The 25,599-nt window shown below is 62.8% G+C and carries 21 protein-coding genes, 4 tRNA genes and 1 riboswitch; of the genes, 8 read left to right on the forward strand and 17 right to left on the reverse strand.

Translation table 11 applies throughout. From position 1 onward, the window contains the following. Nucleotides 1-223: 223 nt before the first annotated feature. The 10 genes from C4J93_RS17565 to uvrB all read right to left on the reverse strand — a co-directional run bounded on the left by C4J93_RS17565 (nt 224) and on the right by uvrB (nt 7,662). Nucleotides 224-1,183: a tRNA-dihydrouridine synthase gene (locus C4J93_RS17565; protein ID WP_124430059.1), complete on the reverse strand. Its 960-nt coding sequence runs from the start codon at nt 1,181-1,183 to the stop codon at nt 224-226. A 55-nt stretch (nt 1,184-1,238) separates the two neighbouring features. Continuing rightward, entirely contained in the window at nt 1,239-1,673 is a 435-nt protein-coding gene (locus C4J93_RS17570) for a thioesterase family protein (RefSeq protein ID WP_124367683.1), read from the reverse strand. Between the two features lie 39 nt (nt 1,674-1,712). After that, complete coding sequence (locus C4J93_RS17575; protein WP_124430060.1) at nt 1,713-2,546, reverse strand: alpha/beta hydrolase; 834 nt, start codon at nt 2,544-2,546, stop codon at nt 1,713-1,715. Between the two features lie 14 nt (nt 2,547-2,560). Further along, complete coding sequence (locus C4J93_RS17580) at nt 2,561-3,100, reverse strand: TetR/AcrR family transcriptional regulator (protein WP_124404730.1); 540 nt, start codon at nt 3,098-3,100, stop codon at nt 2,561-2,563. A gap of 181 nt (nt 3,101-3,281) precedes the next feature. Continuing rightward, nucleotides 3,282-3,357 (reverse strand) — tRNA-Glu (locus C4J93_RS17585). 78 nt (nt 3,358-3,435) lie between these two features. After that, nucleotides 3,436-3,511, reverse strand: a tRNA-Ala gene (locus C4J93_RS17590). A 49-nt stretch (nt 3,512-3,560) separates the two neighbouring features. After that, nucleotides 3,561-3,636 (reverse strand) — tRNA-Glu (locus C4J93_RS17595). A gap of 78 nt (nt 3,637-3,714) precedes the next feature. Further along, nucleotides 3,715-3,790 (reverse strand) — tRNA-Ala (locus tag C4J93_RS17600). Between the two features lie 147 nt (nt 3,791-3,937). Then, the gene (gltX, locus tag C4J93_RS17605; RefSeq protein ID WP_124430061.1) at nt 3,938-5,419 is read right to left on the reverse strand and encodes a glutamate--tRNA ligase; all 1,482 of its coding nucleotides are present in this window, start codon (nt 5,417-5,419) and stop codon (nt 3,938-3,940) included. A 227-nt stretch (nt 5,420-5,646) separates the two neighbouring features. Continuing rightward, nucleotides 5,647-7,662, reverse strand: a complete 2,016-nt coding sequence (uvrB, locus tag C4J93_RS17610; protein WP_124371268.1) for an excinuclease ABC subunit UvrB — start codon at nt 7,660-7,662, stop codon at nt 5,647-5,649. A gap of 342 nt (nt 7,663-8,004) precedes the next feature. On the opposite strand from uvrB, the gene C4J93_RS17615 reads away from it, so the two are divergent. Together C4J93_RS17615 and C4J93_RS17620 are read left to right on the forward strand one after the other, a co-directional pair. Continuing rightward, the gene (locus C4J93_RS17615; RefSeq protein WP_124430062.1) at nt 8,005-9,201 is read left to right on the forward strand and encodes an amino acid aminotransferase; all 1,197 of its coding nucleotides are present in this window, start codon (nt 8,005-8,007) and stop codon (nt 9,199-9,201) included. A 101-nt stretch (nt 9,202-9,302) separates the two neighbouring features. Beyond that, a complete protein-coding gene (locus C4J93_RS17620) occupies nt 9,303-9,512 on the forward strand; it encodes a hypothetical protein (protein ID WP_124404733.1) in 210 nt (69 codons plus the stop codon). 184 nt (nt 9,513-9,696) lie between these two features. On the opposite strand, the gene C4J93_RS17625 is transcribed toward C4J93_RS17620, so the two are convergent. Further along, nucleotides 9,697-10,569: a LysR family transcriptional regulator gene (locus C4J93_RS17625; protein ID WP_124430063.1), complete on the reverse strand. Its 873-nt coding sequence runs from the start codon at nt 10,567-10,569 to the stop codon at nt 9,697-9,699. Nucleotides 10,570-10,674: 105 nt separating this feature from the next. Here C4J93_RS17625 and C4J93_RS17630 point away from each other — a divergent pair, with 105 nt between their 5' ends. Next, entirely contained in the window at nt 10,675-12,066 is a 1,392-nt protein-coding gene (locus tag C4J93_RS17630) for an aldehyde dehydrogenase family protein (RefSeq protein ID WP_124430064.1), read from the forward strand. Between the two features lie 278 nt (nt 12,067-12,344). Here the strand turns inward: C4J93_RS17630 and C4J93_RS17635 are convergent, their stop codons facing one another. After that, on the reverse strand, nt 12,345-12,647 hold the full coding sequence (locus C4J93_RS17635; RefSeq protein WP_124371273.1) for a protealysin inhibitor emfourin: 303 nt from the start codon (nt 12,645-12,647) through the stop codon (nt 12,345-12,347). A 28-nt stretch (nt 12,648-12,675) separates the two neighbouring features. Next, a complete protein-coding gene (locus tag C4J93_RS17640; RefSeq protein WP_124430065.1) occupies nt 12,676-13,737 on the reverse strand; it encodes a M4 family metallopeptidase in 1,062 nt (353 codons plus the stop codon). Between the two features lie 135 nt (nt 13,738-13,872). Between C4J93_RS17640 and C4J93_RS17645 the strand changes: the two genes are divergently transcribed. The 4 genes from C4J93_RS17645 to C4J93_RS17660 all read left to right on the forward strand — a co-directional run bounded on the left by C4J93_RS17645 (nt 13,873) and on the right by C4J93_RS17660 (nt 17,918). Next, on the forward strand, nt 13,873-14,799 hold the full coding sequence (locus C4J93_RS17645; protein ID WP_124371275.1) for a DNA/RNA non-specific endonuclease: 927 nt from the start codon (nt 13,873-13,875) through the stop codon (nt 14,797-14,799). Nucleotides 14,800-14,836: 37 nt separating this feature from the next. Next, nucleotides 14,837-15,031: riboswitch (cobalamin riboswitch) on the forward strand. Nucleotides 15,032-15,145: 114 nt separating this feature from the next. Then, nucleotides 15,146-16,156, forward strand: coding sequence for an ABC transporter substrate-binding protein (locus C4J93_RS17650; protein WP_124430066.1), 1,011 nt, complete (start codon nt 15,146-15,148; stop codon nt 16,154-16,156). Continuing rightward, nucleotides 16,153-17,157 (forward strand): iron ABC transporter permease, encoded by a 1,005-nt coding sequence (locus C4J93_RS17655; RefSeq protein ID WP_124430067.1) that lies wholly within the window; start codon nt 16,153-16,155, stop codon nt 17,155-17,157. Before C4J93_RS17650 ends, C4J93_RS17655 begins: the two co-directional genes overlap by 4 nt. Continuing rightward, the gene (locus C4J93_RS17660; RefSeq protein ID WP_124430068.1) at nt 17,154-17,918 is read left to right on the forward strand and encodes an ABC transporter ATP-binding protein; all 765 of its coding nucleotides are present in this window, start codon (nt 17,154-17,156) and stop codon (nt 17,916-17,918) included. Before C4J93_RS17655 ends, C4J93_RS17660 begins: the two co-directional genes overlap by 4 nt. Here C4J93_RS17660 and C4J93_RS17665 read toward each other — a convergent pair. From C4J93_RS17665 to C4J93_RS17675, 3 genes are all read right to left on the reverse strand, one after another. Continuing rightward, complete coding sequence (locus C4J93_RS17665; protein WP_256660194.1) at nt 17,910-21,749, reverse strand: response regulator; 3,840 nt, start codon at nt 21,747-21,749, stop codon at nt 17,910-17,912. The two genes, C4J93_RS17660 and C4J93_RS17665, sit on opposite strands and share 9 nt — an antisense overlap. Nucleotides 21,750-21,842: 93 nt before the next feature. After that, the gene (locus C4J93_RS17670) at nt 21,843-22,808 is read right to left on the reverse strand and encodes an alpha/beta hydrolase fold domain-containing protein (RefSeq protein ID WP_124430070.1); all 966 of its coding nucleotides are present in this window, start codon (nt 22,806-22,808) and stop codon (nt 21,843-21,845) included. Next, nucleotides 22,808-23,248, reverse strand: a complete 441-nt coding sequence (locus tag C4J93_RS17675; RefSeq protein ID WP_124363626.1) for a TspO/MBR family protein — start codon at nt 23,246-23,248, stop codon at nt 22,808-22,810. The genes C4J93_RS17670 and C4J93_RS17675 overlap by 1 nt, the downstream gene beginning before the upstream one ends. Before the next feature lie 195 nt (nt 23,249-23,443). Between C4J93_RS17675 and chrA the strand changes: the two genes are divergently transcribed. Continuing rightward, nucleotides 23,444-24,643, forward strand: a complete 1,200-nt coding sequence (gene chrA / locus C4J93_RS17680) for a chromate efflux transporter (protein ID WP_124430071.1) — start codon at nt 23,444-23,446, stop codon at nt 24,641-24,643. Here the strand turns inward: chrA and C4J93_RS17685 are convergent. Next, nucleotides 24,632-25,204 (reverse strand): nucleotidyltransferase family protein, encoded by a 573-nt coding sequence (locus tag C4J93_RS17685; RefSeq protein ID WP_124430072.1) that lies wholly within the window; start codon nt 25,202-25,204, stop codon nt 24,632-24,634. The genes chrA and C4J93_RS17685 overlap by 12 nt on opposite strands. Between the last annotated feature and the right edge of the window lie 395 nt (nt 25,205-25,599).

Genomic DNA, 25,599 nt, shown 5'->3' on the forward strand with positions numbered 1-25,599 from the left:
CATTATCAGACTTTGCCTCATGGACAATTTACGCCAAGCCTTGATTCATGGCTTATTTGAGGTTCAAGTGTGGTCACACGCGCTAATACTCGGTAGGCAAGTCACTCATCGATAACATTTCGCGCATCTACCCGTCGGTGGTTTGTGTTAATTCGCCGACAAAAAAAGGCGCCTGCAGTGGCGCCTTCTTTAGATGGATATAAGCAGTGGTCGTTGACTGGCGTCAGGCAGCCAGTGGATGAGGCATCCCCAGCAGGCGACTGACCTGCTCCAGGTCGGTCTCGCGGCGCATCGCCGTAAACAGCTCCACCGCCTCAGGGTAGTTGCGCGTCAGCATCGCCAGCCATTGCTTCAAGCGGCCGGGCGCTTGGCGCTCAGTCAATTGCGCCACCGATTGGGTCCAGAACTCCTGGAGCATCGGCTGCATTTCGGCCCAGGTCATTTCCACCACCTCTTGCCCTGCGCGCGCCGCCGCGATCTGCCGCGCCAGGTCAGGGCGCGCCACCAGGCCACGGCCCAGCATGATGTCTTCGGCGCCGCTGACTTCGCGGCAACGCTGCCAATCTTCGACGCTCCAGATGTCACCATTGGCAAACACCGGCACCTTGACCACGTCCTGCACCCGCGGGATCCACTCCCAATGGGCCGGCGGCTTGTAGCCATCGGTTTTAGTACGTGCATGCACCACGATATGCGCGGCGCCGCCTTCGGCCAGCGCCGTGGCGCAGACCAGCGCACCATCCGGGCTGTCGAAGCCCAGGCGCATTTTAGCGGTGACCGGGATATGGGCCGGCACCGCACGGCGCACATGCTCGACGATCCGATTGAGCAGCTCCGGCTCCTTGAGCAGCACGGCACCGCCTCGGGACTTGTTAACGGTCTTGGCCGGGCAGCCGAAGTTCAAGTCGATCACCTGCGACCCCAACTCGCAGGCCAGGGCGGCGTTTTCCGCCAGGCATACCGGGTCAGACCCCAGCAACTGCACGCGCAGCGGCACGCCCGCCGCAGTCTGGGCGCCATGCAGCAGTTCCGGGGCGAGCTTGTGGAAATAGGCAGGGGTGAGCAGGCGGTCGTTGACGCGGATGAATTCGGTCACGCACCAGTCGATACCGCCCACGCGGGTCAGCACGTCCCGCAGGATGTTGTCGACCAACCCCTCCATGGGCGCCAAAGCAATTTGCATGGAAAACACTCAACAAAAATCGTGACGCAGTTTACTGGGTTTCCCCCAACAACCGTTAACCCCCTGTCAGCGCAGGCCCGTAGCCCTCGATAAACTCGACGGGCATGCGTTTGGGCCTGCCGCTGGACAACTCGATGCACACGAAGGTGGTTTGCGCGCGCAGCAAGGTGGCGCCGTCACGCGGGCGTATCAGCTGGAAACGGCGCGTCATCTTCAGACGCTGGTCCCAATCGACGATCCACGTGGCCAGTTGCAGTTCATCGCCTTCGTAGCCGGCCGCCAGGTAGTCGATCTCATGACGCACCACGGCCATGGCGCGGTCCAGACGCCGATACTCGGTGAGGTCCAGCCCCAGGCGCTGGGAATGGCGCCAGGCGCAACGCTCCAGCCAGGACACGTACACCGCGTTATTGGCGTGCCCCAGGCCGTCGATGTCCTCAGGGGCGACCTGCAGATCGATGATAAACGGCGTTGCCAAATCCCAGCCCATGCCTTGCTCCAGTCGATTGATGTCGGCGGGCGCAGTGTATCAGGCGGTTTGGCGCGCCTGTAAATGGCAGCTTGCCAATAGGGCAAGTACGCCTTCGATCACGCGCGGGTCGGCCAGGACCTTCTGATGCCCGCCCTGCTCCAGGCGCAGCAGGCAGCTGTCGAACCAGGCTTCGTGGATGGCTTGAGAGGCCTTGACCGGGACGAACGTATCGTCTTCGGCATGCACGATCAGGCCGGGAAGGTTCATGTGGTAATGGGCGACATCCAAGTGCTTGAGCGGCATACCGAAAGACAGCTCCACCGCGTGGATAAACGCTGAACGCGCGCGCGGCGGCAAACCCACCATTCGCGTGAAACCGCGCAGCGCATCGAGGAACCGCGACGGCGCAGCGATGCTCACCAACGCCTGCGTGCGCAGTCCCAGTTGCACCGCAAGCATCGCGCTGGCGCCGCCCATCGAGTGGCCGACCACCGCATGCAGCGCAGGCAACTCAGCCGCCGCCTCGAGCATGGCACGGGCGAACAACAGCACGTTTGCTTCGCGCCCCGGCGAATGCCCATGGGCCGGGCCGTCCAGCGCAATCACCGAATAGCCGTTCTCTACCAATGCCGTAATCAGGCTGGCGAACTGGGTAGGCCGCCCTTCCCAACCGTGCATCAGCAACACCGCCGGCCCCTGCCCCCAGCGCAGCGCCGACAAGCCGAAACGCAAGGTGATGCGCTCCGATTGCGCCAGCAACGGCAGCTCCCACGCTCGCGGCGGCAGCTCACGGGGCGTCATGAAGGTGCGACGCATCCTGTTGGCCGCCACTTGCGGTGCAAGTCGGCCGACAGTGCCGTTGAAGCCCCGAACCCAGGTCAAGTCGCCCATGCGGTGAACCCTCTTCAGCGTACCGCCGACTTGGCGGCGCGCAATACACGATCGGACAGCTCGCCGGGGCCGAGGGCCCGCGCCAGTGTCAGGCCGCCGATCATCAACGCCATGTCGGCCAGCGCCTTGTCGGTGTCTTCCGGGCTGGCCGCCAGTTGGGCCGCCATCAGTTCGCAGTGTTCGCTCAAGGCCTGGCGGAATTCGTCCGGCAAACGGCCCATCTCGCCGACGGTCGCCGGCAGCGGGCACGCCTGGGCGGTGGAATCGCGGTGTTTGCGCGACAAGTAAAACGCCGCCACCAGGCTTCGGCGCTCTTCGCCGGTGAGTGTTGAGTCGATGTCTTCGATCGCCGCGCGGCGCCTGGCCAGCAACTGGGTGAACGCCTCCAGCATCAGCGCGTCCTTGCTTTCAAAGTGCGCGTAAAAACCACCGACCGTCAGCCCCGCCGCGCCCATGACTTCGCCGACGCTCGGCTCAGCCGGGCCACGCTGGACCAATGCCGCGCTGGCAGCCTGCAATATGCGTTCGCGAGTTTGCGCTTTCTTGTCGCTCATCAAAGCCTCCGTCTGTCATGGGTTGAATATTATTACCATAATAATATTGCGCAAGCGAGAAGCGTGACCACTGGTCAGAACGCAAAAAGGAAGTAAGGAGAGAGTTGGCCAAACGCCAGACAAACAAAAGGGCCATTCAATAATTGAATGACCCTTAAAAATCCCGCAAAGCGGGTAATCGTGGCGTCCCCTAGGGGACTCGAACCCCTGTTACCGCCGTGAAAGGGCGGTGTCCTAGGCCACTAGACGAAGGGGACACAAACCTTCTGTACAGTGATCGGTGCTTGGACCGATCGATTCAAGGACGGTGTGGCCGCAACCTTGAACCTGTAAATTGGTGGAGCTAAACGGGATCGAACCGTTGACCTCTTGCATGCCATGCAAGCGCTCTCCCAGCTGAGCTATAGCCCCGATTTTTCGCCTGGCGGCGCAGCAGACCTTTCGAACTGCTTGTTGAAACTGGCGTCCCCTAGGGGACTCGAACCCCTGTTACCGCCGTGAAAGGGCGGTGTCCTAGGCCACTAGACGAAGGGGACAAAACCTTCTGTACAACTGATCGGCGCTGAGTGCCGATCGATTCAAGGACGGTGTGGCCATACCTTGAACCTGTAAATTGGTGGAGCTAAACGGGATCGAACCGTTGACCTCTTGCATGCCATGCAAGCGCTCTCCCAGCTGAGCTATAGCCCCTCATCGGTGAGGACGGGGCGAATCTTAATGGCGGTTTCGAAACGTGTCAAATTTATTTTCAACAATTTTCAAAATTTTTTGCCGGGATAACAATCACTTACCGACGAAACCCCGGAAAACCGGGGTTTCGTCCCTGCAGCCGCCTGCTTAAGCGATAGCGCCCAGCAGTTTTTCCCACTCTTTGTTTTCTTTCTTTGAAACACCACCAAGCAAATCAAGGGCTTGGCGCAGACGGAAACGCGTGAGGTCCGGGCCGAGGATTTCCATCGCGTCGAGCACCGACACCGAACTGGCCTGCCCGGTAATCGCGGCAAACATCAGCGGCATGGCATCGCGCAACTTCAGTTCCAGGGACTCGACCACCGCCTGGATCGTCGCCGTGATCGCATCCTTCTCCCACTGGCGCAGGCTTTCGAGCTTCCACAGGATCAACTGCATCAGCTGGCGTACCTGGTCACCCGAGAGCTTTTTCGATTCGAACAGCTTGACGTCCGGGTTCACGCCACCGGCGAAGAAGAAGCTGGCCAACGGCGCGACCTGGCTGAACGTCTCCACCCTGCCCTGCACCAGCGGCGCGATCTTCATCATGTACTCGGGGTTGAGCGCCCATTGCTGCACACGGCTGGCGAACTCTTCCACCGGCAGGTCACGCAGCCACTGGCCGTTGAGCCACGACAGCTTCTCGATATCGAAAATCGGCCCGCCCAGGGAGACGCGGGACAGGTCGAAATTATCGACCATTTCCTGCAGCGAGAACTTCTCGCGCTCATCCGGCATGGACCAGCCCATGCGCCCCAGATAGTTGAGCATCGCCTCGGGCATGAAGCCCATGCGCTCGTAGAAGGTCACCGACGTAGGGTTCTTGCGCTTGGACAGCTTGCTCTTGTCGGGGTTACGCAGCAGCGGCATGTAGCACAACTGCGGCTGTTCCCAGCCGAAGTATTCGTAAAGCAGGATCAGCTTCGGCGCCGACGGCAGCCATTCTTCGCCGCGCAGCACGTGGGTGATGCCCATCAGGTGATCGTCGACCACGTTGGCGAGGAAGTACGTCGGCAGGCCGTCGGTCTTCAACAGCACCTGCATGTCCATGCGATCCCACGGGATTTCGACGTCACCGCGCAGCATGTCAGGCACCACGCATACGCCTTCGCTCGGCACTTTCATGCGGATCACATGGGGCTCGCCGGCGGCCAGGCGCGCGGCCACTTCTTCTTTCGATAGCAGCAATGCGCGGCCGTCGTAGCGCGGCGTCTCGCCACGGGCCTGTTGCTCGGCGCGCATCTGGTCGAGTTCTTCGGCGGTGCAGAAGCAGGGGAACGCATGGCCCATGTCCACCAGCTGCTGGGTGTACTTTTTATAGATGTCGCTGCGCTCGCTCTGGCGATACGGGCCGTGAGGGCCGCCGACGTCCGGGCCTTCGGCCCAGGTGATACCCAGCCAGCGCAGCGCATCGAAAATCTGCTGCTCCGACTCGCGGGTAGAGCGCAGTTGATCGGTGTCTTCGATCCGCAGGATGAATTCACCGCCGTGCTGCTTGGCAAAGCAGTAGTTGAACAGGGCGATGTAAGCAGTGCCGACGTGGGGATCCCCAGTAGGCGATGGCGCAATGCGCGTGCGGACGGTGGTCATGGCAGGTCTCGAATGGGCGATATAACTGAAAATTGAAACAAGAGGCGAATGGTAACAGCCTGGGTGATTTCTGGAAAACCGAGGCGCGGCTATCGGGGGCAAGCCCCCTCCCACAATTGACTGCGTTCACAAATTAAAAGTGTGCCATCTCCCACATCTCGATTTGTGAACACCGTTAAATGTGGGAGGGGGCTTGCCCCCGATGAGGCCGGTGAAGTCACCGCCAATCAAACCGCCAGCAAGCGCTCGCGCAACTTGCCAATCTCATCGCGCGTCTGCGCCGCGGCCTCGAACTCAAGATCCCGCGCCAACTGGTACATCTTCTCTTCCAGCTGGCGAATCCGCTTGGTGATCTCACTCGGCGAGCGCAGTTCGTTCTCGTACTTGGCGCTCTCTTCGGCGGCCTTGGCCATGCCCTTGCGCTTCTTGCTGCGCGAGCCGGGCACGGTGGCGCCTTCCATGATGTCGGCGACATCCTTGAACACGCCTTTGGGCGTGATGCCATGCTCCAGGTTGAACGCGATCTGCTTCTCACGACGGCGATCGGTCTCGCCAATCGCCCGCTCCATGGACCCGGTGATGCGGTCCGCATACAGGATCGCCCGGCCATTGAGGTTACGTGCCGCACGGCCGATGGTCTGGATCAGCGAGCGCTCGGAGCGCAGGAAACCTTCCTTGTCCGCATCCAGGATCGCCACCAGCGACACCTCCGGCATGTCCAGGCCTTCGCGCAGCAGGTTGATGCCCACCAGCACATCAAAGGTACCCAGGCGCAGGTCACGAATGATTTCCACACGCTCCACGGTGTCGATGTCCGAGTGCAGGTAGCGCACGCGCACGCCGTGGTCGGCCAGGTAATCGGTCAAGTCTTCGGACATGCGTTTGGTCAACGTGGTGACCAGCACGCGCTCTTCCAGGGCCACGCGTTTGTTGATTTCCGACAACAGGTCGTCGACCTGGGTCAGCGCCGGGCGGATTTCGATTTGCGGGTCCACCAGGCCAGTCGGGCGCACCAGCTGCTCGATCACCCGGCCGGCATGTTCGGCCTCATAGTTGCCGGGCGTGGCGGAGACAAAGATAGTCTGCGGACTGATGGCTTCCCATTCGTCAAAGCGCATCGGCCGGTTATCCAGCGCCGACGGCAGACGGAAGCCGTATTCCACCAGGGTTTCCTTACGGGAGCGGTCGCCCTTATACATCGCGCCCACTTGCGGCACGCTGACGTGGGACTCGTCGATCACCAGCAAGGCGTCCGGCGGCAGGTAATCATAGAGGGTCGGCGGCGGCGCACCGGACTCGCGGCCCGACAGGTAGCGCGAGTAGTTTTCGATGCCGTTGCAGTAGCCCAGCTCCAGGATCATCTCCAGGTCGAAGCGGGTGCGCTGCTCCAGGCGCTGGGCCTCCACCAGCTTGTTGTTGGCGCGCAGGTATTCCAGGCGCTCGGCCAACTCGACCTTGATGCCCTCGATGGCGCCCATCAGGGTTTCACGCGGGGTCACGTAGTGGCTTTTCGGGTAGAAGGTGAAGCGCGGCAGTTTGCGGATCACCTCGCCGGTCAACGGGTCGAAGGCCGACAGGCTTTCAACTTCATCGTCGAACAGCTCGATACGGATCGCTTCCAGGTCGGATTCTGCCGGGTAGATATCGATCACATCGCCGCGCACGCGGAATGTGGCGCGGGCAAAGTCCATGTCGTTGCGGGTGTACTGCAGGCTCGTCAGGCGCCGCAGCAGTTCGCGCTGGTCGAGTTTGTCGCCACGGTCGACGTGCAGCACCATTTTCAAATAGGTTTCCGGACTGCCCAGGCCGTAAATGCACGACACCGTGGTGACGATGATCGCGTCCTTGCGTTCCAGCAGGGCCTTGGTCGCCGACAGCCGCATTTGCTCGATATGGTCGTTGATCGACGCATCCTTCTCGATAAACGTATCGGAGGACGGCACATACGCCTCCGGTTGATAGTAGTCATAGTAGGAAACGAAATATTCGACCGCGTTGTTCGGGAAGAACGCTTTGAACTCACCGTACAACTGCGCGGCGAGGGTCTTGTTCGGCGCCAGCACCAAGGTCGGGCGCTGCACCTGCGCGATCACATTGGCGATGCTGAAAGTCTTGCCTGAACCGGTCACCCCGAGCAACGTCTGATGCGCCAGGCCGGCCTCGATACCTTCGACCATCTGGCGAATGGCTTCCGGCTGATCGCCGGCGGGTTCAAAACGGGTGACGAGCTGGAAATCCGACATAACGTACCTCGTGTGGTCACCCCAGACTCAACACCGCCAGGGACGAAATAGCTCAGCAACCCGCGAATAGTCATCGCAGGCTGCAGGAAAAAACCATGATAGCCGTAGTAGTGGTGACGAATGTGACGGGTTTCAAGGCAATCGCCCTACCTTCGTCCGGGATCAATATTGCAATAAGACTAACGGTCGGCAAATAAACCGAAAAACTTGGCCGAAAAGCCATTTCGGCTGTCGCCCTCAGCAGTGATGGCCTCTATACTAGCTCCCCGTTTGTGCACCGCTCTAGTGCATCCGGCTGGAGCGCGACACGTCCCTCCCTTCCCCCATAGAGCTGCCGCAAAAATGAGCCTGTTCTCCGCTGTCGAAATGGCACCACGCGATCCAATCCTGGGCCTCAACGAAGCATTCAACGCTGATACACGAACCACCAAGGTCAACCTTGGCGTGGGCGTTTACTGCGACGAGGAGGGGAAGATTCCACTCTTGCGTGCCGTTGCCGAAGCGGAAGCCATTCGTGTGGCGCAACACGCTGCCCGTGGCTACTTGCCGATCGACGGGATCGCCGCCTACGACAAGGCCGTGCAAACCCTGCTGTTCGGCGCTGAGTCGCCGCTGCTCGAAGCCAGCCGCGTGGTTACCGTGCAGGCCGTCGGCGGTACCGGCGCGTTGAAAATCGGCGCTGACTTCCTCAAGCAGCTGCTGCCCGACGCCGTCGTCGCCATCAGCGACCCGAGCTGGGAAAACCACCGCGCGCTGTTCGAAACCGCCGGTTTCCCGGTGCAGAACTACCGCTATTACGACGCCGCCACCCACGACGTCAACCGTACCGGCCTGCTCGACGACCTCAACGCCCTGCCGCCGCAGTCCATCGTGGTGTTGCACGCCTGCTGCCATAACCCGACCGGCGTCGACCTGAGCCCGGCCGACTGGCAGAACGTGCTGGACGTGATCAAGGCCCGCAACCTGGTGCCGTTCCTCGACATGGCCTACCAGGGCTTTGGCGACGGCATCCACGAAGACGCCGCCGCCGTGCGCCTGTTCGCCGAATCGGGCCTGACCTTCTTTGTGTCCAGCTCGTTTTCCAAGTCATTCTCCCTGTACGGCGAACGCGTGGGCGCCTTGTCCATCGTCAGCGAATCCAAGGAAGAAAGCGCGCGCATCCTGTCCCAGGTCAAGCGTGTGATCCGTACCAACTATTCCAACCCGCCAACCCACGGCGCGGCGATCGTTGCAGCGGTACTGAACAACCCTGAGCTGCGCGCCCAGTGGGAAGCCGAACTTGCCGAAATGCGCCTGCGCATCCGTGGCATGCGCGAGCAGATGGTGGCCGAACTGGCCAAGGCGGCTCCCGGCCACGACTTCAGCTTCGTTGGCCGCCAACGCGGGATGTTTTCCTACTCCGGCCTGAGCGTTGAGCAAGTCACCCGCTTGCGCAGCGAGTTCGGCATCTATGCCTTGGATACCGGGCGTATCTGCGTGGCGGCGTTGAACCAGTCCAACATTGGTGCTGTGACCAACGCGATTGTTCAGGTGCTGTAAATCTGCCAGCTTTATACGAAGGGGGAAGCCAATGGCTTCCCCCTTTTTGCTGGCGAACCCACTAGACTGGACGCCAACTGCCCTTTTGCTGCGAGAACCCTATGAGAGACGACGACCTGGACCTGCGCGCCGACCGCGACGAACTGGACCACTTCACCCCACGCGCGCCCCAAGCCAAGCGCCAGAAAAGCCTGGTGCTGCAAGTGGCGCTGGGTGTGTTCCTCGGTGGCCTGGCGTTGTGGCTGGTGCAATTGGGCGCCACGGCGATCATGGCCAAGCTGGCCATGGGCACCTTTCAGTTCGGCGGCTGATGAAGGTCAAACTGTGGGAGGGGCGGTGCGACGACTCGACTTGCTCCCGATGTTGTAGGAGCGAGCTTGCTCGCGAAAAACTCACAGCCACCGCGTTTATCCAGGAATTACGCGTTATCGTTGACGTTTTTCGCGAGCAAGCTCGCTCCTACAAGATTAGGGCCTGCCCGCTCCCACATTGGATTCAGGCTGCTACTAACCCGCGTTCCTCCAACAGCTTTACGAAGCTGTTCAAACTCTGCGACACCGTGCCCCTGCGCCAGATCAGCCAGGTGTTCAGCACGCGGTAGCTGTCGGCCAGTGGCCACACGCTCACCGCCGCAAACCCCGGCATGCTTTCCAGCATGCTGCGCGGCATCAACGCCAGCCCTGCCCCGGCGCTGACGCACGCCAGCATGCCGTGGTAAGACTCGATCTCGAAGATCTTGCCCGGCACCGCGCCATCCTGGGAGAACCAACGCTCGAAGTGATGCCGGTAGGAGCAGTTCGAGCGGAAGGTGTAGATATTCTCGCCATTCACCTCCCGCCCCCGCGTAATGGGCGCATGGTGCAGCGGTGCGATCACCACCATTTCTTCCTCGAACACCGCGACGCCCTCCAGGGTGGAGTGCAGCACCGGGCCATCGACAAAGGCCGCCGTCAGCCGCCCGGACAGCACGCCTTCGATCATCGTGCCCGACGGCCCCGTGCTCAGGTCCAGCTCGACCTTGGTGTGTTTCTGGTTATACGCCGCCAGCAACGCGGGAATACGCACCGCCGCCGTACTTTCCAGCGAGCCCAGGGCAAACGCGCCCTGGGGCTCCTCCCCCGCCACCGTTGCGCGGGCTTCCTGTACCAGATCGAGAATACGCCGTGCATAGCCAAGGAAATTCCACCCGGCCGGAGACAGGCGCAGGCGGCTCTTCTCGCGGATGAACAACTCAACGCCCAGATCCTGCTCCAGTTGCTTGATGCGGGTGGTCAGGTTTGACGGTACCCGATGGATCAACTGCGCGGCGGCGCTGATGCTGCCTTGCTCGGCAACGGCCTTGAAGATTTCCAACTGCACCAGATCCAAATCATTCTCCAATCGTGAACGTATTGCTTAATATTATTCAGTTTCCAGAAAAGGTACAGCACCGTACGCTGGGCTCCATTCCAATCATCCCAGCAGGACGGTGCCATGAACGCGATTTCTCATCAGACCCACGCCGTGTCGATCAACCCGGTCAACGGCGAAACCGTTGCCAGCTACGCGTACGAAAGCCAATTGCAGTTGGACGCCGCGCTTAACCGTTCCACTGCAGCCTTCCGCACCTGGCGCCGCCAACCCGTGGGCCAGCGCGCCGAATTACTGTTGGCCCTGGCCAGCGCCCTGCGTGACCAGGCCGAAGCCATGGCACAGATGATCACCCTGGAAATGGGCAAACCCATCGCCCAGGCCCGCGCCGAAATCGAGAAATGCGCCCAGCTCAGCGAGTGGTACGCGCAGCACGGCCCCGCCATGCTCGCGCCGGAGCCGACCCTGGTCGACAACGGCACCGCCCACATCGAATACCGCCCGCTGGGCCCGATCCTCGCCGTGATGCCGTGGAACTTCCCGGTGTGGCAAGTGCTGCGCGGCGCCATCCCGACCATGCTGGCCGGCAACACCTACGTGCTCAAGCATGCGCCGAACGTGATGGGCAGCGCCTACCTGATCCAGCAGGCGTTCCAAAAGGCCGGCTTCGCTGAAGGCCTGTTCGAGGTCATCAACGTCACGACCGAGGGTGTGTCCAGCGCCATCGCCGACCCACGCATTGCCGCCGTCACCCTCACCGGCAGCGTGCGCGCCGGTATCGCCATCGGCTCCCAGGCCGGTGCGGCACTGAAGAAATGCGTGCTGGAACTGGGCGGTTCCGACCCGTTCATCGTGCTCAACGACGCCGACCTTGACGCTGCCGTACAGGCCGCGCTGATCGGTCGCTTCCAGAACAGTGGCCAAGTCTGCGCCGCCGCCAAGCGCCTGATCATCGAAGACGGCGTGGTCGAAGCCTTTACCGCCAAGTTCCTCGAAGCCAGCCGCAACCTGGTGATGGGCGACCCGACCTCGCCGGCCACCTACATCGGCCCCATGGCGCGCTTCGACCTGCGCGATGAACTGCACGGCCAGGTCCAGGCCACCGTCGAAGAAGGCGCGACCCTGTTGCTGGGCGGCAACAAAGTTGCCGGCGCCGGCAACTATTACGAGCCCACCGTACTGGCTGACGTCACCGACCAGATGACCTCGTTCAAACAGGAGCTGTTCGGCCCCGTCGCGTCGATCATCACCGCACGCGACGCCGACCATGCAGTGGCACTGGCCAACGACAGCGAATTCGGCCTGACCGCGAGTATCTTCACCCGCGACTCGGCGAAGGCACGGGACATCGCCAACCAACTGGAAACCGGTGGGATCTTCGTCAACGCGTTCAGCGTCTCCGACCCTCGGGTGGCCTTTGGTGGCGTGAAGAAAAGCGGGTTCGGGCGCGAACTGTCGCATTTTGGCGTGCGCGAATTCTGTAATGCGCAGACGGTGTGGTTCGACCGTAAATAAACAGCCCTGGCTTCAACACACATCAAATGTGGGAGGGGGCAAGCCCTAATGCCAGTCAGTTAAGGCGACACCGAACCTGTGGCGAGGGAGCTTGCTCCCGCTGGACTGCGCAGCAGTCCCATTGTTTGGGGCCGCTTCGCGCCCCAGCGGGAGCAAGCTCCCTCGCCACAAGTTAGTTCTCGCTCCTGCTACTTCTTAACTGACTGGCATTAGGGCAAGCCCCCTCCCCCACATTTGGATCCAGGCAGCCCTGAAGGGCCGTATCAGACTTTAAGCAATCAGCGAATATGCCGTCGCACGCACTGCACCAACCCGTCCAGCGCCTGCGACTTCACTGGCGCCAATACGCACACCGTGTGTTCACGCTCACCTTCACTCACGGTGAGCGTGTAATGCACCTGCCCCGGGTTGTCGGAGGAAGGTTGGGTGCTTTGCGGCAACTGGAAAAACTCCGATTTCTCGATCAGTTGCCGCAATTCCCGCTGGTCCTGCTCAGGTAACTTGTCCAGCTCGACACTGCGCGGCTGGGCCAGGCCCGGAAAAAACGCCGGGCCGCCGTTTTCCTTGATCGAGATGCGCATGGCTGTTCCTCACCGCTCTGGCGGATTGTCAGACGTTAATGCCCACTGCTTTCCAACCTTCCTTGACGGCCTTCTGCTCATCCTTGTTCGCGCCGTAGAGACGCCCGGCCACATCGTAAGTGATACGTGCAAAACGCAGAAACCCTGAGTTGGGCCGCAACCGCGCATCGCGCAGCGCGTCGTACCAGATGCGCCCGGCACGTTCCCAGGCGAAGCCGCCGATCCGGGTGGCAACCTGATAGAACGCATGGTTGGGAATGCCGGAATTGATATGCACGCCGCCATTGTCGTCATAGGTGTGCACGAAATCATCCATGTGCCCCGGCTGCGGGTCCTTGCCCAGCAATTTGTCGTCAAACGCGGTGCCGGGCGCCTTCATTGAGCGCAGGGCGGTGCCTTTGATTTTTTTGGTGAACAGCCCCTTGCCGATCAGCCAATCGGCGTCTTCGGCCTTCTGCTGCAGCGCGTACTGCTTGATCAATGAGCCGAACACGTCCGACAGCGACTCGTTCAACGCACCGGACTGGTTGAAGTACATCAGTTTGGCTTCATCCTCGGTGACCCCATGGGCCAATTCATGGCCGATCACGTCGAGTGCCACGGTGAAGCGGTTGAACAGCTGCTGGTCGCCATCGCCAAAGACCATCTGGGTCGAATTCCAGAACGCATTGTTGTAGTCCTGGCCGAAGTGCACGGTGGCATCCAGCGCCATGCCGGCATCGTCGATGGAATTGCGGTCGAAGACCTGCTCGAAAAAGTCGAAGGTCGCGCCCAGGCCGTCATAGGCCTCGTCCACCGCCGCATCACCGCTGGCGGGTTGCCCTTCGCTGCGGATCAACTTGCCCGGCAGGCTGTCGGTGTTGTCGGCGCTGTAGATCGAGCGCTGTTTCTCGGCACCCGCCACCAGCGCCATGCGGGCGGGGCCTCTGGCGGGTACGGCGACCATGCGCAACGAGCGGAACGTGCTGTCCTTGGCGCGCGTGCGCAGCGCCACCTCGCGTTGGGCTTTATCGCCGTGGCGTGCAATCTGGTCGAGCATGTACGGCGGGATCAGGCAGAAAATCGGGTTGCGCGATTGGCGAACACACATAAGCTGGCTCCTTTTTGGCGTGTGGTGAACGTCCGGTTAACGACTTCAGGATAGACCGGAGTCTGCCGCCTGGGCCAAATTGTCATGAAATCATGTTGCAGTCGTGTTTATCCGATCCTCATCAGGAAGCCTTCCATGCCCGCACGTAACGTCAAAATCGACCTGGCCTACCGCCCAAGGCTTGCCGACCTTCGCCCCTTGGTCACGCCCACACCCTCCCTGCTGGAAGCCAGGGCCGCCGCGCCACGCGTCAGCGCAGCCAAGGACCTGCAAGACCGGCGCGGCTACGCCGAGGATTTTCTCGGCAGCTTCGCGGTGCCCTGGCCCACGCTGGACCCGACCCAGGCAAGCGACGCCCAGCCCCGCCTGGACTACATGCACTTTTCCATCAGCATGTCGCGTTCCCGACGGCTGGCGCTGTATGTCGGTGTCAACATCGACGGCGCCAAGCACGTCGATATCGTGCGCAGCAACGACACCTGGGCCTACGACGGCCGCCTGCCCATCGACGCCCAAGTGGGCGAAGACCTCTACGCCGGCAACGGCCTTGACCGTGGCCATCTGGTGCGGCGCCAGGACCCCAACTGGGGCGCCGACGCAAACACCGCCAACGGCGACACCTTCCATTTCACCAACTGCTCGCCGCAGATGAGCGGCTTCAACCAGAAGACCTGGCTGGAACTGGAGGACTACATTCTCGACAACACCCAGCGCTGGAAAGCCCGTGCCAGCGTATTTACCGGCCCGGTATTCGCCGACGACGACCGCCTGTACCGGGGCGTGAAAATCCCCAAGGCATTCTGGAAAGTCGTGGCCTACCTCGGCGACGACGGCAAGCCTTCCGCCAGCGCCTATATGATCGACCAGAGCCGCGAGCTGGGCCAATTGGACCTGGTATTCGGCCCGCTCAGAACCTACCAGCGTAGTGTGATCCAGATCGAGCAGTTGACTGGCATCCGCTTCGGCAACCTGGCCGACTACGACGGTTTCAGCAACGAAGAGCGCGCCACGGGAACGCGGATCGAAGCGCTGATCCGGGGGCCTGGGGACATTCGCCTGTAACCGGCGTCACTTCCACCTCCCTCTCGTGGGCCGAATCAACTACCATAGCGCCGCCGGTTCCCCCACGGGACTAATAGGGAATTCGAAACGCCGCCCGCGACGTCAATCGAAACTGCCCCCGCAACTGTAGGTGCCGAGCCTGCTCCCCACTGCCACTGGACGTTGTCCGGGAAGGCCGGAGCCGGGCGACGACGCATCAGTCAGGAGACCTGCCGGCCCAGTGACTCACTAACCGGCGGGGTGTCCGGGAAGGCCATCCTTGCCCTGCCCGGCCGGCAGCGTTCGTGGGTGTATTTCCGTTCCGTACCTGCCCTGCTTCACCGACGGTTCAAACGGAGATTGCCCCATGCTGCCACGCGTTACGGCCCTGATCATCGGCCTGGGTTGCTGCGCCCTGGCCCACGCCGCGCCTACCCACTACCCGCTGATCCTGGAAAACTGCGGCAGCCCCGTCACGTTCCAGCAGGCGCCCGCGCGTAGCGTGACCATCGGCCAGGCCGCCACCGAGATGCTGTATGCGTTGGGCGTGGCCGATAAAGTGGTCGGCACCTCGCTGTGGTTCAACACCGTATTGGCGCAGTACCAGGCGCAGGACGCGCGCATCGAGCGCCTGGCCAATAACGAACCGAGCTTCGAAGCAGTGATCGCCAAGCGCCCGCAACTGGTGGCCGCCGAGCTGGAATGGGTGGTCGGGCCCCAAGGCGTGGTGGGCACCCGCGAGCAGTTTCAGGAACTGAACATCCCGACCTACTTGCTGCCCTCCGACTGCGAAGACAAAGACAACCGGGTGGGCGCCGATGGCACGCGACTGCAGCCGTTTCGCATCGAGACGATCTACAAGAGCCTCAGCCAATTGGCCGAGATCTTCGACGTACAGGCGCGCGGCCAGCAACTGACCGATGAACTCAAGGCACGCCTGGCCACGTCCATCGCCACCGTGCAGCGCAAAGGCTTGAAGCAAGCCAGCGCACTGGTATGGTTCTCCAGCGCCGAAATGGCCAGCGACCCCTACGTGGCCGGCCATAAAGGTGTACCCGAATTCATGCTGCACACCCTCGGCCTGCGCAACGTGGTGCAGTCCGATGAAGAATGGCCCGCCGTCGGCTGGGAAACCCTCGCCAAGGCCAACCCCACGTTCCTGGTGATCGCGCGAATGGACCGACGCCGCTATCCCGCCGACGACCATGAAAAGAAGCTGGCCTTCCTGCGCAGCGACCCCGTGACCCGCAACATGGACGCGGTGAAACACAACCGCATCATCATCCTCGACGCCCTGGCGCTGCAGGCCAGCCTGCGCACATTCGACGGCCTTGACCAACTGGCCGCGGCCATCGACGGCTACGACCTGGCGCAATGATACGGACCCTGCTCGCCCTCACACTGCTGCTGATCGCCCTGCTCGCCGGCGTGGCCATCGGCGAAACCGCCATCTCGCCGCAGGTGGTGCTCCAGGTGCTCGCCAACAAACTCTGGGCGGCCGGCTACGCACTCGACCCCATCGATGAAGGCGTGGTGTGGAACTACCGCCTGACCCGCGCCCTGGTGGCCGGCGCCTGCGGTGCGGGCCTGGCAACGTGCGGGGTGATCCTGCAATCGTTGCTGCGCAACCCGCTGGCCGATCCGTATCTGTTGGGCATCAGCGCCGGCGCCTCGACCGGTGCGGTGCTGATCGCGTTGATCGGGGTGGGCGGCGGTTTGATTTCGCTGTCGGCCGGCGCATTCGTCGGCGCCATGGCCGCGTTCGCCCTGGTGATCCTGCTGGCGCGGGCCAGCGGCTCATCCAGCGGCACCGGGCAGATCATCCTCGCCGGCATCGCCGGCTCCCAGCTGTTCAATGCGCTCACCGCGTTCCTGATCACCAAATCCGCCAGCTCCGAACAGGCGCGGGGCATCATGTTCTGGCTGCTCGGCAACCTCAGCGGCGTGCGTTGGCCATCGGTGTGGCTGGCGGTGCCGGTGGCGGTCGTGGGGCTGATGGTGTGCCTGTGGCACCGTCGCGCACTGGATGCGTTTACCTTTGGCACGGATTCGGCGGCCGCCCTCGGCATCCCGGTGCGCCGCGTGCAATTCGTGCTGGTGGGCTGCGCGGCAGTGGTGACGGCGGTGATGGTATCGATTGTCGGCTCCATCGGATTTGTCGGGCTGGTGATCCCCCATGCCATGCGCTTGATGCTGGGTACCGGACACTCCCGTCTGCTGCCCGCCAGCGCCCTGGGCGGCGCGTTGTTCCTGATCGCCGCCGATGTGCTGTCGCGCACCCTGATCAAAGGCCAGGTGATTCCGGTGGGGGTGGTCACCGCGCTGGTCGGCGCGCCGGTGTTTGCGCTGATCCTGATCGGTCGGAGGAATGCGCGATGAGTGTGTTGAGCTGCAGTGGGCTGGGCTTCAAGGTGCGCGAGGCCGAGTTGCTGTGCGACGTCCACCTTGAGGTTGCGGCGGGTGAAACCCTGGGCATCGTCGGGCCGAACGGGTCGGGCAAATCGACCTTGCTCAAGTTGCTCGCGGGGTTGCGTACGCCGGCCAGCGGTGAGGTGCGTCTGGGCGACAAGCGTTTAGGCGATTTGTCGCGCCGCGCCATCGCGCAGCACGTGGCCGTGGTGGAACAACAGGCCGATACCGACGACGCCATCCGCGTGTTCGATGCGGTCGCCCTGGGCCGCACGCCATGGCTGTCGGCACTGAGCCCCTGGTCGAGCGAGGATGCCGCCATCGTGCGCCAGGCCTTGCACGACGTCGACGCCACACACCTGAGCCATCGCGCCTGGCGCAGCCTCTCCGGCGGCGAACGCCAACGCGTGCATATCGCCCGCGCACTGGCGCAGCGCCCGCAGATTCTGCTGCTGGACGAGCCGACCAACCACTTGGACATCCAGCACCAACTGACGATTCTCAAAGGCGTGCAGGCGCTTCCCGTCACCACCTTGATTGCCCTGCACGACCTCAACCAGGCGCTGACCTGTGATCGCCTGGCCGTGCTCGACCGTGGCCGGCTGGTGGCGCTGGGTAAACCGCTGGAGGTACTGACTCCCCAACGGTTGCAGGCCACCTTCGGCGTGCAGGCGCATTACCTGACCGACCCGTTCGACGGCGCACAGATTCTGCGCCTGCGCTCAGCCTGAGCCCGCAGGTGTCGAACAGGCCCTGCGCAGGATCAGCAACAGTTGATGAATGGAATACGGCTTGTGCAGCAGGTCGAAACCGTGGGTGCCTTGCTGCGCCAGCACATGGCTGTAGCCACTGGTGAGCACGATGGGCAACGCGGGCCACAGCCGTTGGATTTCCTTGGCCAGCTCGAGCCCGTTCATGCCGGGCATCATCACATCGGAAAACACCACGTCGAACGCGTCGGCCTCATCGGACAACAATTTGAGGGCCTGCTCGGCATTCATCGCCCAGGTCGCCTGAAAGCCCAGTTCCTCCAGGGCCTGGGTGGCAAAGGTGCCGACTTCGACGTTGTCTTCCACCACCAGCACGTGGGTGCCACGGCCCTCGGTCATCGGCGCCGCCTCGAGCTCCACCTCCGGTTCCCGCGGCCGCGCAATGACTTTGGGCAGGTACAACGTAAACGTCGAACCTCGACCGAATTCGGTGCTGACCCGCACTTCGCCGCCCGACTGTTTGGCAAAGCCGAACACCTGGCTAAGGCCAAGCCCGGTGCCCTGCCCGACGTTCTTGGTGGTGAAAAACGGCTCGAATATGCGCTCCAGATGCTCAGGGCGTATGCCGCTGCCGGTGTCGCTCACCGCGATCGCGACAAACTCCCCCGGCACCGCAGGCTGGCCGCGCAGTGCCGGGAGGGTGTCGACCGAGGCTACCGCGATGGTCAGGGTACCCACGCCTTTCATCGCATCACGGGCATTGACCGCCACATTGACCAGCGCCGAATCGAATTGGCTGGAGTCGGCATAGACGAAACAATCGTAGGGCGCAAGCTCAGTGATGATGCGGATATGGGCACCACACAGCGATTCAATCATTTCCACCAGCGAGGTCACGCTGTGGCTGACGTCGAACGCCTGCGGCTTCAAGGCCTGGCGACGGGCGAACGCGAGTAACTGCCCGGTGAGACGCGCCGCGCGGTTGACCGTGTCGGAAATCGCCGCCAGGTAACGGCTGCGCCGCGCTTCGGGCAGTTCCGGGCGCTCCAGCAGGTCGAGCGAAGAGCGAATCACCGTCAGCAGGTTATTGAAATCATGGGCCACGCCGCCGGTGAGTTGGCCCAGGGCTTCGAGTTTTTGCGCCTGGCGCAGTTGCTCTTCGGCCTTGCTGCGCTCTTCCATGGCCTCGGTGATGCGCTGTTCGAGGGTTTCATTGAGCGCCAGCATGCCCAGCTCGACCCGCTTCTGATCGGTGATGTCCTGCACCAAACCGAACATTTTCAGGGTGCGCCCGTAGGCATCGAGTTGCGGCATACTGCGCACCAGGATCCAACGCACCTGCTGGTCATCGACGCGGCGGATGCGGCACTGGAAATCCCAACTGCTGCCCTGGACCACCGCGCGCGTGAACGCCGCCTCGACCGCGTCGCGGTCTGCGGGCAGCACATGTTCCAGGAAGGTCTGCATGCCCCAGTGCGGCACCCGCTCGTGGTAACCGAAAATCTGGTCATGCCGCTCGGCGCGCACCGAACTGTCGGTGACGATATCCAGCTCCCATTCGCCGATCTGCCCGGCGTCGATCGCCAGGCGCAGCCGCGCTTCGCTTTCGCGCAATGTCGCCACGCGGCGGTTGCGGGCGCGCTCCAGATGCGAGGTGACGCGGGAGACCAGTTCGCGCGCCGAAAACGGTTTGATCAGGTAATCATCGGCGCCGGCAGCCAGGCCCTCGGCGCGGGCTTCCTCACCCGCGCGGGCCGACAGCAGAATCACCGGCGTCGCCTGCAAGCGCGGGTCTTCACGCACGGCGCGCAACAGGCCAAAGCCATCGAGGACCGGCATCATCACGTCGGTAAGAATCAGTTGCGGCGGGTTTTCGCGGGCCGCCTGCAGCGCGGCCTGCCCATCTGTCACGGTTTCTACATCCAGGCCGGCGGCGTACAGCAGGCGCGCGACGTAAGCGCGCATATCGGCATTATCGTCCGCCAGCAGCACGTGGCCCTGGAATGACTCGGCCTCGGGCTCAGGGTGTGTCTGGGCCACGTCAACCAGCGCTGGCGCATCCGGCAACCAGCCAAGCGCCTCCTCGACGTAGGCACACACATTGGTGGTAGAACCGTGCTGCAACGCCTCGGTGTGCAGCGGCTTGGGGACATGCCGGTTGCCCAGCGGCAGCCTGATACTGAACGTGGTGCCGACCCCCACCTCACTGCTCACTTCCAGCGTACCACCCTGCAGCCTGACCAGTTCATCCACCAGCGCCAGGCCGATACCCGAGCCTTCAAACGAGCGGCCGACGGGGTTTTCGATCTGGTGGAAGCGCTCGAACAAACGCGGCAGCTCATGGGCCGCGATGCCGGTGCCGGTGTCACTCACACAGACCTGCGCAGCGCTGCCATCGGCGGTAGGAGTAACGCTGACGCGGATGTGCCCGGCCAGGGTGAATTTGAAGGCGTTGGAGATCAGGTTCAGTACCACCTTTTCCCACATGTCGCGGTCGACGTAAGCCGCCTCGGGCAAGGGTGTGGTGTCGATGATCAACGCCAGGCCGGCGCGCTCGCAGGCCGATCGGAAGTTGGAAGCCAGGTCAGCGGTGAGGGCCGGCAAGTCCACGGGTGCATAGGTCGCCTGGGCGCGGCCGGCCTCGATGCGGGAAAACTCCAGCAGCGAGTTGACCAGTTTGAGCAAGCGCTGGCCGTTGCGGTAGGCCAGCGTGACCCGCTCACGCTCATCCTCAGGCAGCGTATCGCCCAGGGCCAGCGACTCTTCCAGCGGCCCGAGCATCAAGGTCAGGGGCGTGCGGAATTCATGGCTGATGTTGGTGAAAAAGGTGGTCTTGGCGTGGTCGATAGCCGCCAGGGCGTCGGCGCGCTGGCGCTCATACTCGCGCGCACGCACGGTGGCCAATGCCGCCGAGAGCGCTGCGCCCAGCAGTTCGTAGAGCCCCCGGTAAATGTCGTTCATCGGCAAGCGGGGTGACGCGCCGGCCACCAGAATCAACGGGGTCTGCGCGTCGTCCGGCACCACCAGCGGCAACACGAAGGCGGTCAGGGGCGGCTCCGGGTAGGGCCCGCAGGCCACGCCGGCAAACAGCGCTTCGATGTTGTCCACCTGCAGCGTGCGCTTTTGCTCGCACGCGGCGCCCAACGGCCAGGGCGTGGTGTCGGCCGCATCGATCCAGGCCGGTGATGCGGCGGTGTTGGCGGCGATACCGCTGTGTTGTGCCAGGCGGTAACCCTTGCCTTGGGCGTCCCACTCATAAAACAGCAGGAACGGAATATCGAAGTTGAACCCCGCCAGCGTCTGCACCGTCAACGCGATCAGTTTGGGCAAGTCATCGGCGACCGCCAGCTGCCCGGTCAGATCGCGCAACGCACGGGTGCGCCGCTCGGCGAGGATGGTCACCGTGGTTTCCGTCACCGGGTGAAACAGCCCGCCGATGCCGCCGGTTTCATCACGAATGGGAGAAATGGAAAAGGTGAAGAAGGTCTCTTCCAGGTAACCATTGCGCGTGAGGAACATGCGCTGGTTTTCCAGAAAGCTGGTTTGCCCCTCCAACGCCTCGGTGAAGGGCCCGCCGATGGCCGGCCACGCACTGGCCCAGGTCACGTGGTAACCCTCGCCCAAGGCGCGTGGATGCGACTCGCCGCACAGCACCTTGTAGCCGTCGTTATAGATCTGGGTGTTCTCGGGGCCCCAGATGATATTGATCGGGAAATTGGACGCCAGGCACAGGCTGACGGTGGTGCGCAGGCTCTGTGGCCAGGCTTCGATCGGCCCCAGCGGGGTTGCCGACCAATCTTTGGACTGGATCAGGGAGGCCAGTTCGCCACCGCCCGACAAGAAGGAATGCATAATCACGGGTTTGGACCACCAACAGATTTAGGCGATTGCAAAGGCATGTATCTGTCACTGTGACCACCGCCGAATAAAAACCTCCCATTGAACTCATTCAGTGCCAGGGTCGACGGCGTTGCAGGGCGTCGAGAGTTGCGGGGTGTGCAGACGCGCCGTTATCCAGCCACGGCTGTACACCAACACCCTGTCTGCCATCGCCACGGGAAAATGAATAAACCCATGGGCCGACTCCGGCAACAGGTGCGCCTCCACCTGATTCCAGCGCTCGGCGATCAGCAGCGTGTCGTCCTTGAGCGGGTCCAGTTCGCCCACGAACATCAACGCTGGCGGCATGTCGGCGAAGTCGCCATACAAGGGTGACAAGGGCGGCTGTCGACGCTCGTCGTCGGTGAGCCCCGGCGTGAGCAAGCGCAGCGCCGTGACCATTCCCGGCCCATCGAGCAACAGCGTTTGCGGCCCGGCGTTGCGCACACTCGGCGTGCCGGTCAAGTCATACACCCCGTAGTACAACACCGCGCCATGGACACGTTGGAGCAACAGCGGCCATTGCTTCAACGCCAGCAACGTCGCCGCCGCCAGGTGCCCGCCGGCCGATTCGCCGACAAAAAACACCGGCAGGCCGGCAAACTCCGCACATTCCGCCAACAGCCAGCGCGCAGCGGCCAGGCAGTCTTCCAGCAACCCTTCCACCGGTGTGTTAACCGCCAGCCGATAGTCCACCGACACCACCGCCACGTCGCACGCGCGCACCATGCCGAGGTTGAGGTCGTCATTCATCTGCGCATTGCCGATCACCCAGCCGCCGCCGTGGATATCCAGTACCACGCCTTTGGGCGCACCGGCGGGCCGCAGGATACGCACGGGCACGGCGCCGATGAGCCGGATTTCCACCACAGGCGGTTTCTGGAACCTTTGCCGGGTGCGCAGCAGTGCCTGGATCACACGCGGCGTGACGCGGTTGCGGATCTTGAAGCGCGGCAACCACGCAAGCGTGCGATTGAAGCGGCGCATCTGGGCCAGTTCGGGCTCGCTGGCGGGCCAGTGTTGGTAAGCCATCAACGGTTATTCCGCAGGATCGAGAAGTTCAACGCCGCCGCTACGCACAGCCAGGCCAGGTAGGGAAACAGGATCAGGCCGGTAATCAGGTCCAGACGCACTGCCAGCACCACCATCGCCGCCACGGTCAGCCACAACAGCACAATAATCACCATCCCGGCGAGCAAGCGATGCGCGCCGAAGAACACCGGCGTCCACAGCGTATTCAGCGCAATCTGCGCGGCCCACAGCGCCAACACCATCTCGCTGCCTGGGATCAGGCTCAAGCGGTAACCAGCCCAGGCCAGCAGCAGGTAGATAATCGTCCACGCCACCGGGAACAACCAGTTAGGCGGGGTGAAGCTGGGCTTGACCAGGGATTCGTACCAGGCGCCGGGTTTGAAAATCACACCGGTACTGGCGGCGGCGGCGCAAGCGAGCAGGAAGATGAAGAAGGTCATGGTCGGTCCTTGAGGTTAAAGGGTGGAAGGCAAGGCTATGCTTTAAATGACTCAAATCGGCGCCGATAAATTCAATGTGCACGGCAAAAATGACAGGCAGGCCGTCTCTTCTGCGCGTCATGAAAAATCGGTAAAGTGCCCCACCAGCCCACATCGATTTGCCGGGTTCTGCACACGCCACGAGGGAGCCACACCTTGCCCGCCACCCTTGCCGATCACCGCAGCAGCCTGGGGTCAGTGTTCCTGATCTTCCTGCGCCTGGGCCTGACCTCCTTCGGCGGGCCGATTGCGCACCTGGGTTATTTCCGCGAGGAATTCGTCACCCGCAGACGCTGGCTCAGTGAACACAGCTATGCCGAACTGGTCGCCCTGTGCCAGTTCCTGCCCGGCCCGGCCAGCAGCCAGGTCGGCATCGCGTTGGGCCTGTCACGCGCAGGTTACGCGGGTGCCGCGGCGGCCTGGGCCGGGTTCACCTTGCCGTCGGCCATCGCCCTGATCCTGTTCGCCCTGGGCCTTTCTCACTATGGCAGCGCCCTGCCCGCCGGCGCGTTGCATGGCCTCAAGATCGTCGCCGTGGCGGTGGTGGCCCAAGCCGTGTGGGGCATGGCGCGCACCCTGTGTCGGGGCTGGGTGCGGATAATATTGATGCTGAGCGCCGCCGGTTGGGTACTGCTGCAATCGTCCGCCTGGAGCCCGGTGGCAGTGATCGTCGTGGCTGGGGTGGTCGGCCTGCTGCTGTTCAAGCCCGCGCCCCGTGCCGAGCCCGACGCACTGCCCATCGCCATCAGCCGCCGTGCCGCAACGCTGTGGCTGGCGCTGTTCCTGCTGTTGCTGGTGGGCTTGCCGCTGCTTGCCGACTGGGCGAGCGATCCCACGCTGGCGCTGGTGGACGCCTTCTACCGCACCGGCTCACTGGTGTTTGGCGGCGGCCACGTGGTACTGCCGTTGCTGCAAGCCCAGGTAGTGCCCAGCCACTGGGTGAGTAACGACATTTTCCTCGCCGGCTACGGCGCCGCCCAAGCCGTGCCCGGCCCGCTGTTCACCTTCGCGGCCTTTCTCGGCGCCTCGATGACCCACGCCCCTACCGGCTGGCTGGGCGGCCTGATCGGCCTGCTGGCGATCTTCGCGCCGTCATTTTTGCTGATCTTCGGCGCGCTGCCCTTCTGGGCCAGCCTGCGCCACAGCCCCCGCACCCAGGCCGCGCTGGCCGGTGTGAACGCAGCGGTGGTGGGTTTGCTACTGGCGGCGTTGTACCGGCCCGTATGGACCAGCGCGATTTTCAGCGTGTATGACCTGGCCCTGGCATTGCTCGCCTTGGCGGCACTGATGCTGATGAAGTTGCCGCCGTGGCTGGTAGTGATCGGTTGCAGTCTGCTCGGCGGGTTATTCGGCTGACCCCGGCGGCACAATCCTGAGCCAAGGCCAGCGTTCCTGATAACTCCTGGCCTTGCGCAAAAACAGCTCGGGCTCTGCATGCAGCGGGTTGATGCGCAGCACGCCCTGCTCCACATCCGCCAAGCCATACGGCGCATACACCTCGCCCGTGGCAATGTCCAAGGCAATGCACGTACCCGCCACCAGGTAACGGTCCACCCCTTGCCTGGCCGAGTGCAACTGAGGGTACGGCCGGCCAAACCGCTGCCCATACCAGAGATGAACCCGCGCCTGGTTCTTCACCTCCACGTTAACGCCCAGGTCCCGGAACAACGACTCGGCACTGCGGATCACTACATCCTCAGCCTCGTAGGACACGTCCGGGTCGAAGTAGAAAACGTCATAGTCCTTCACCCCCGCATCAACCGGCCGACTCGCCTGATGATTCCACACCGCCTGGAACAGACAGCCCGCCGTGAGCATGCACTGCTCCACCCCCAGCGACGGCAAACGCGCGGTGATTTCAGCGTTGACGGGGTTGGCCATGGCCAGTTTGAGCAAGGTGTCGACGGTCAATGTCATGGGGTCCCTGGGTGGTCAATTCGGTGTGCAGAGACTCTACAACAGCGTGGTGAAGGATTTGATGAGGCGCTGAATATTCTTGTGGGTTCAAAGGGGTACAGCGTTCGCTACCGTGCGGCACCTTGCTCCATTGCCTACGCTTGCGTCAGAATCCGCCGGCTTGTGCGCTGGGGTGGCCGTATTTAAGGTGGCTCGGTCGCTGAATTTCTCGGCGATCGGGTTTAGTAGCCTGACGGTTTATCCAAACAAAGTGCATAAGCTGCATCAATCAGACATTCCTGTCTGTACTTGATGGCGGCTGTGTGCAGGGCACCTTCGGGTGCGCCGGCTTTCGTTTGGATTCCCCGGTCTACTAACCTGCGCACAGCTGCCACCCTTCTGTTTAGTAGCTAAAA

The organism is Pseudomonas sp. R2-37-08W, assembly GCF_003851705.1.
Lineage (GTDB): Bacteria > Pseudomonadota > Gammaproteobacteria > Pseudomonadales > Pseudomonadaceae > Aquipseudomonas.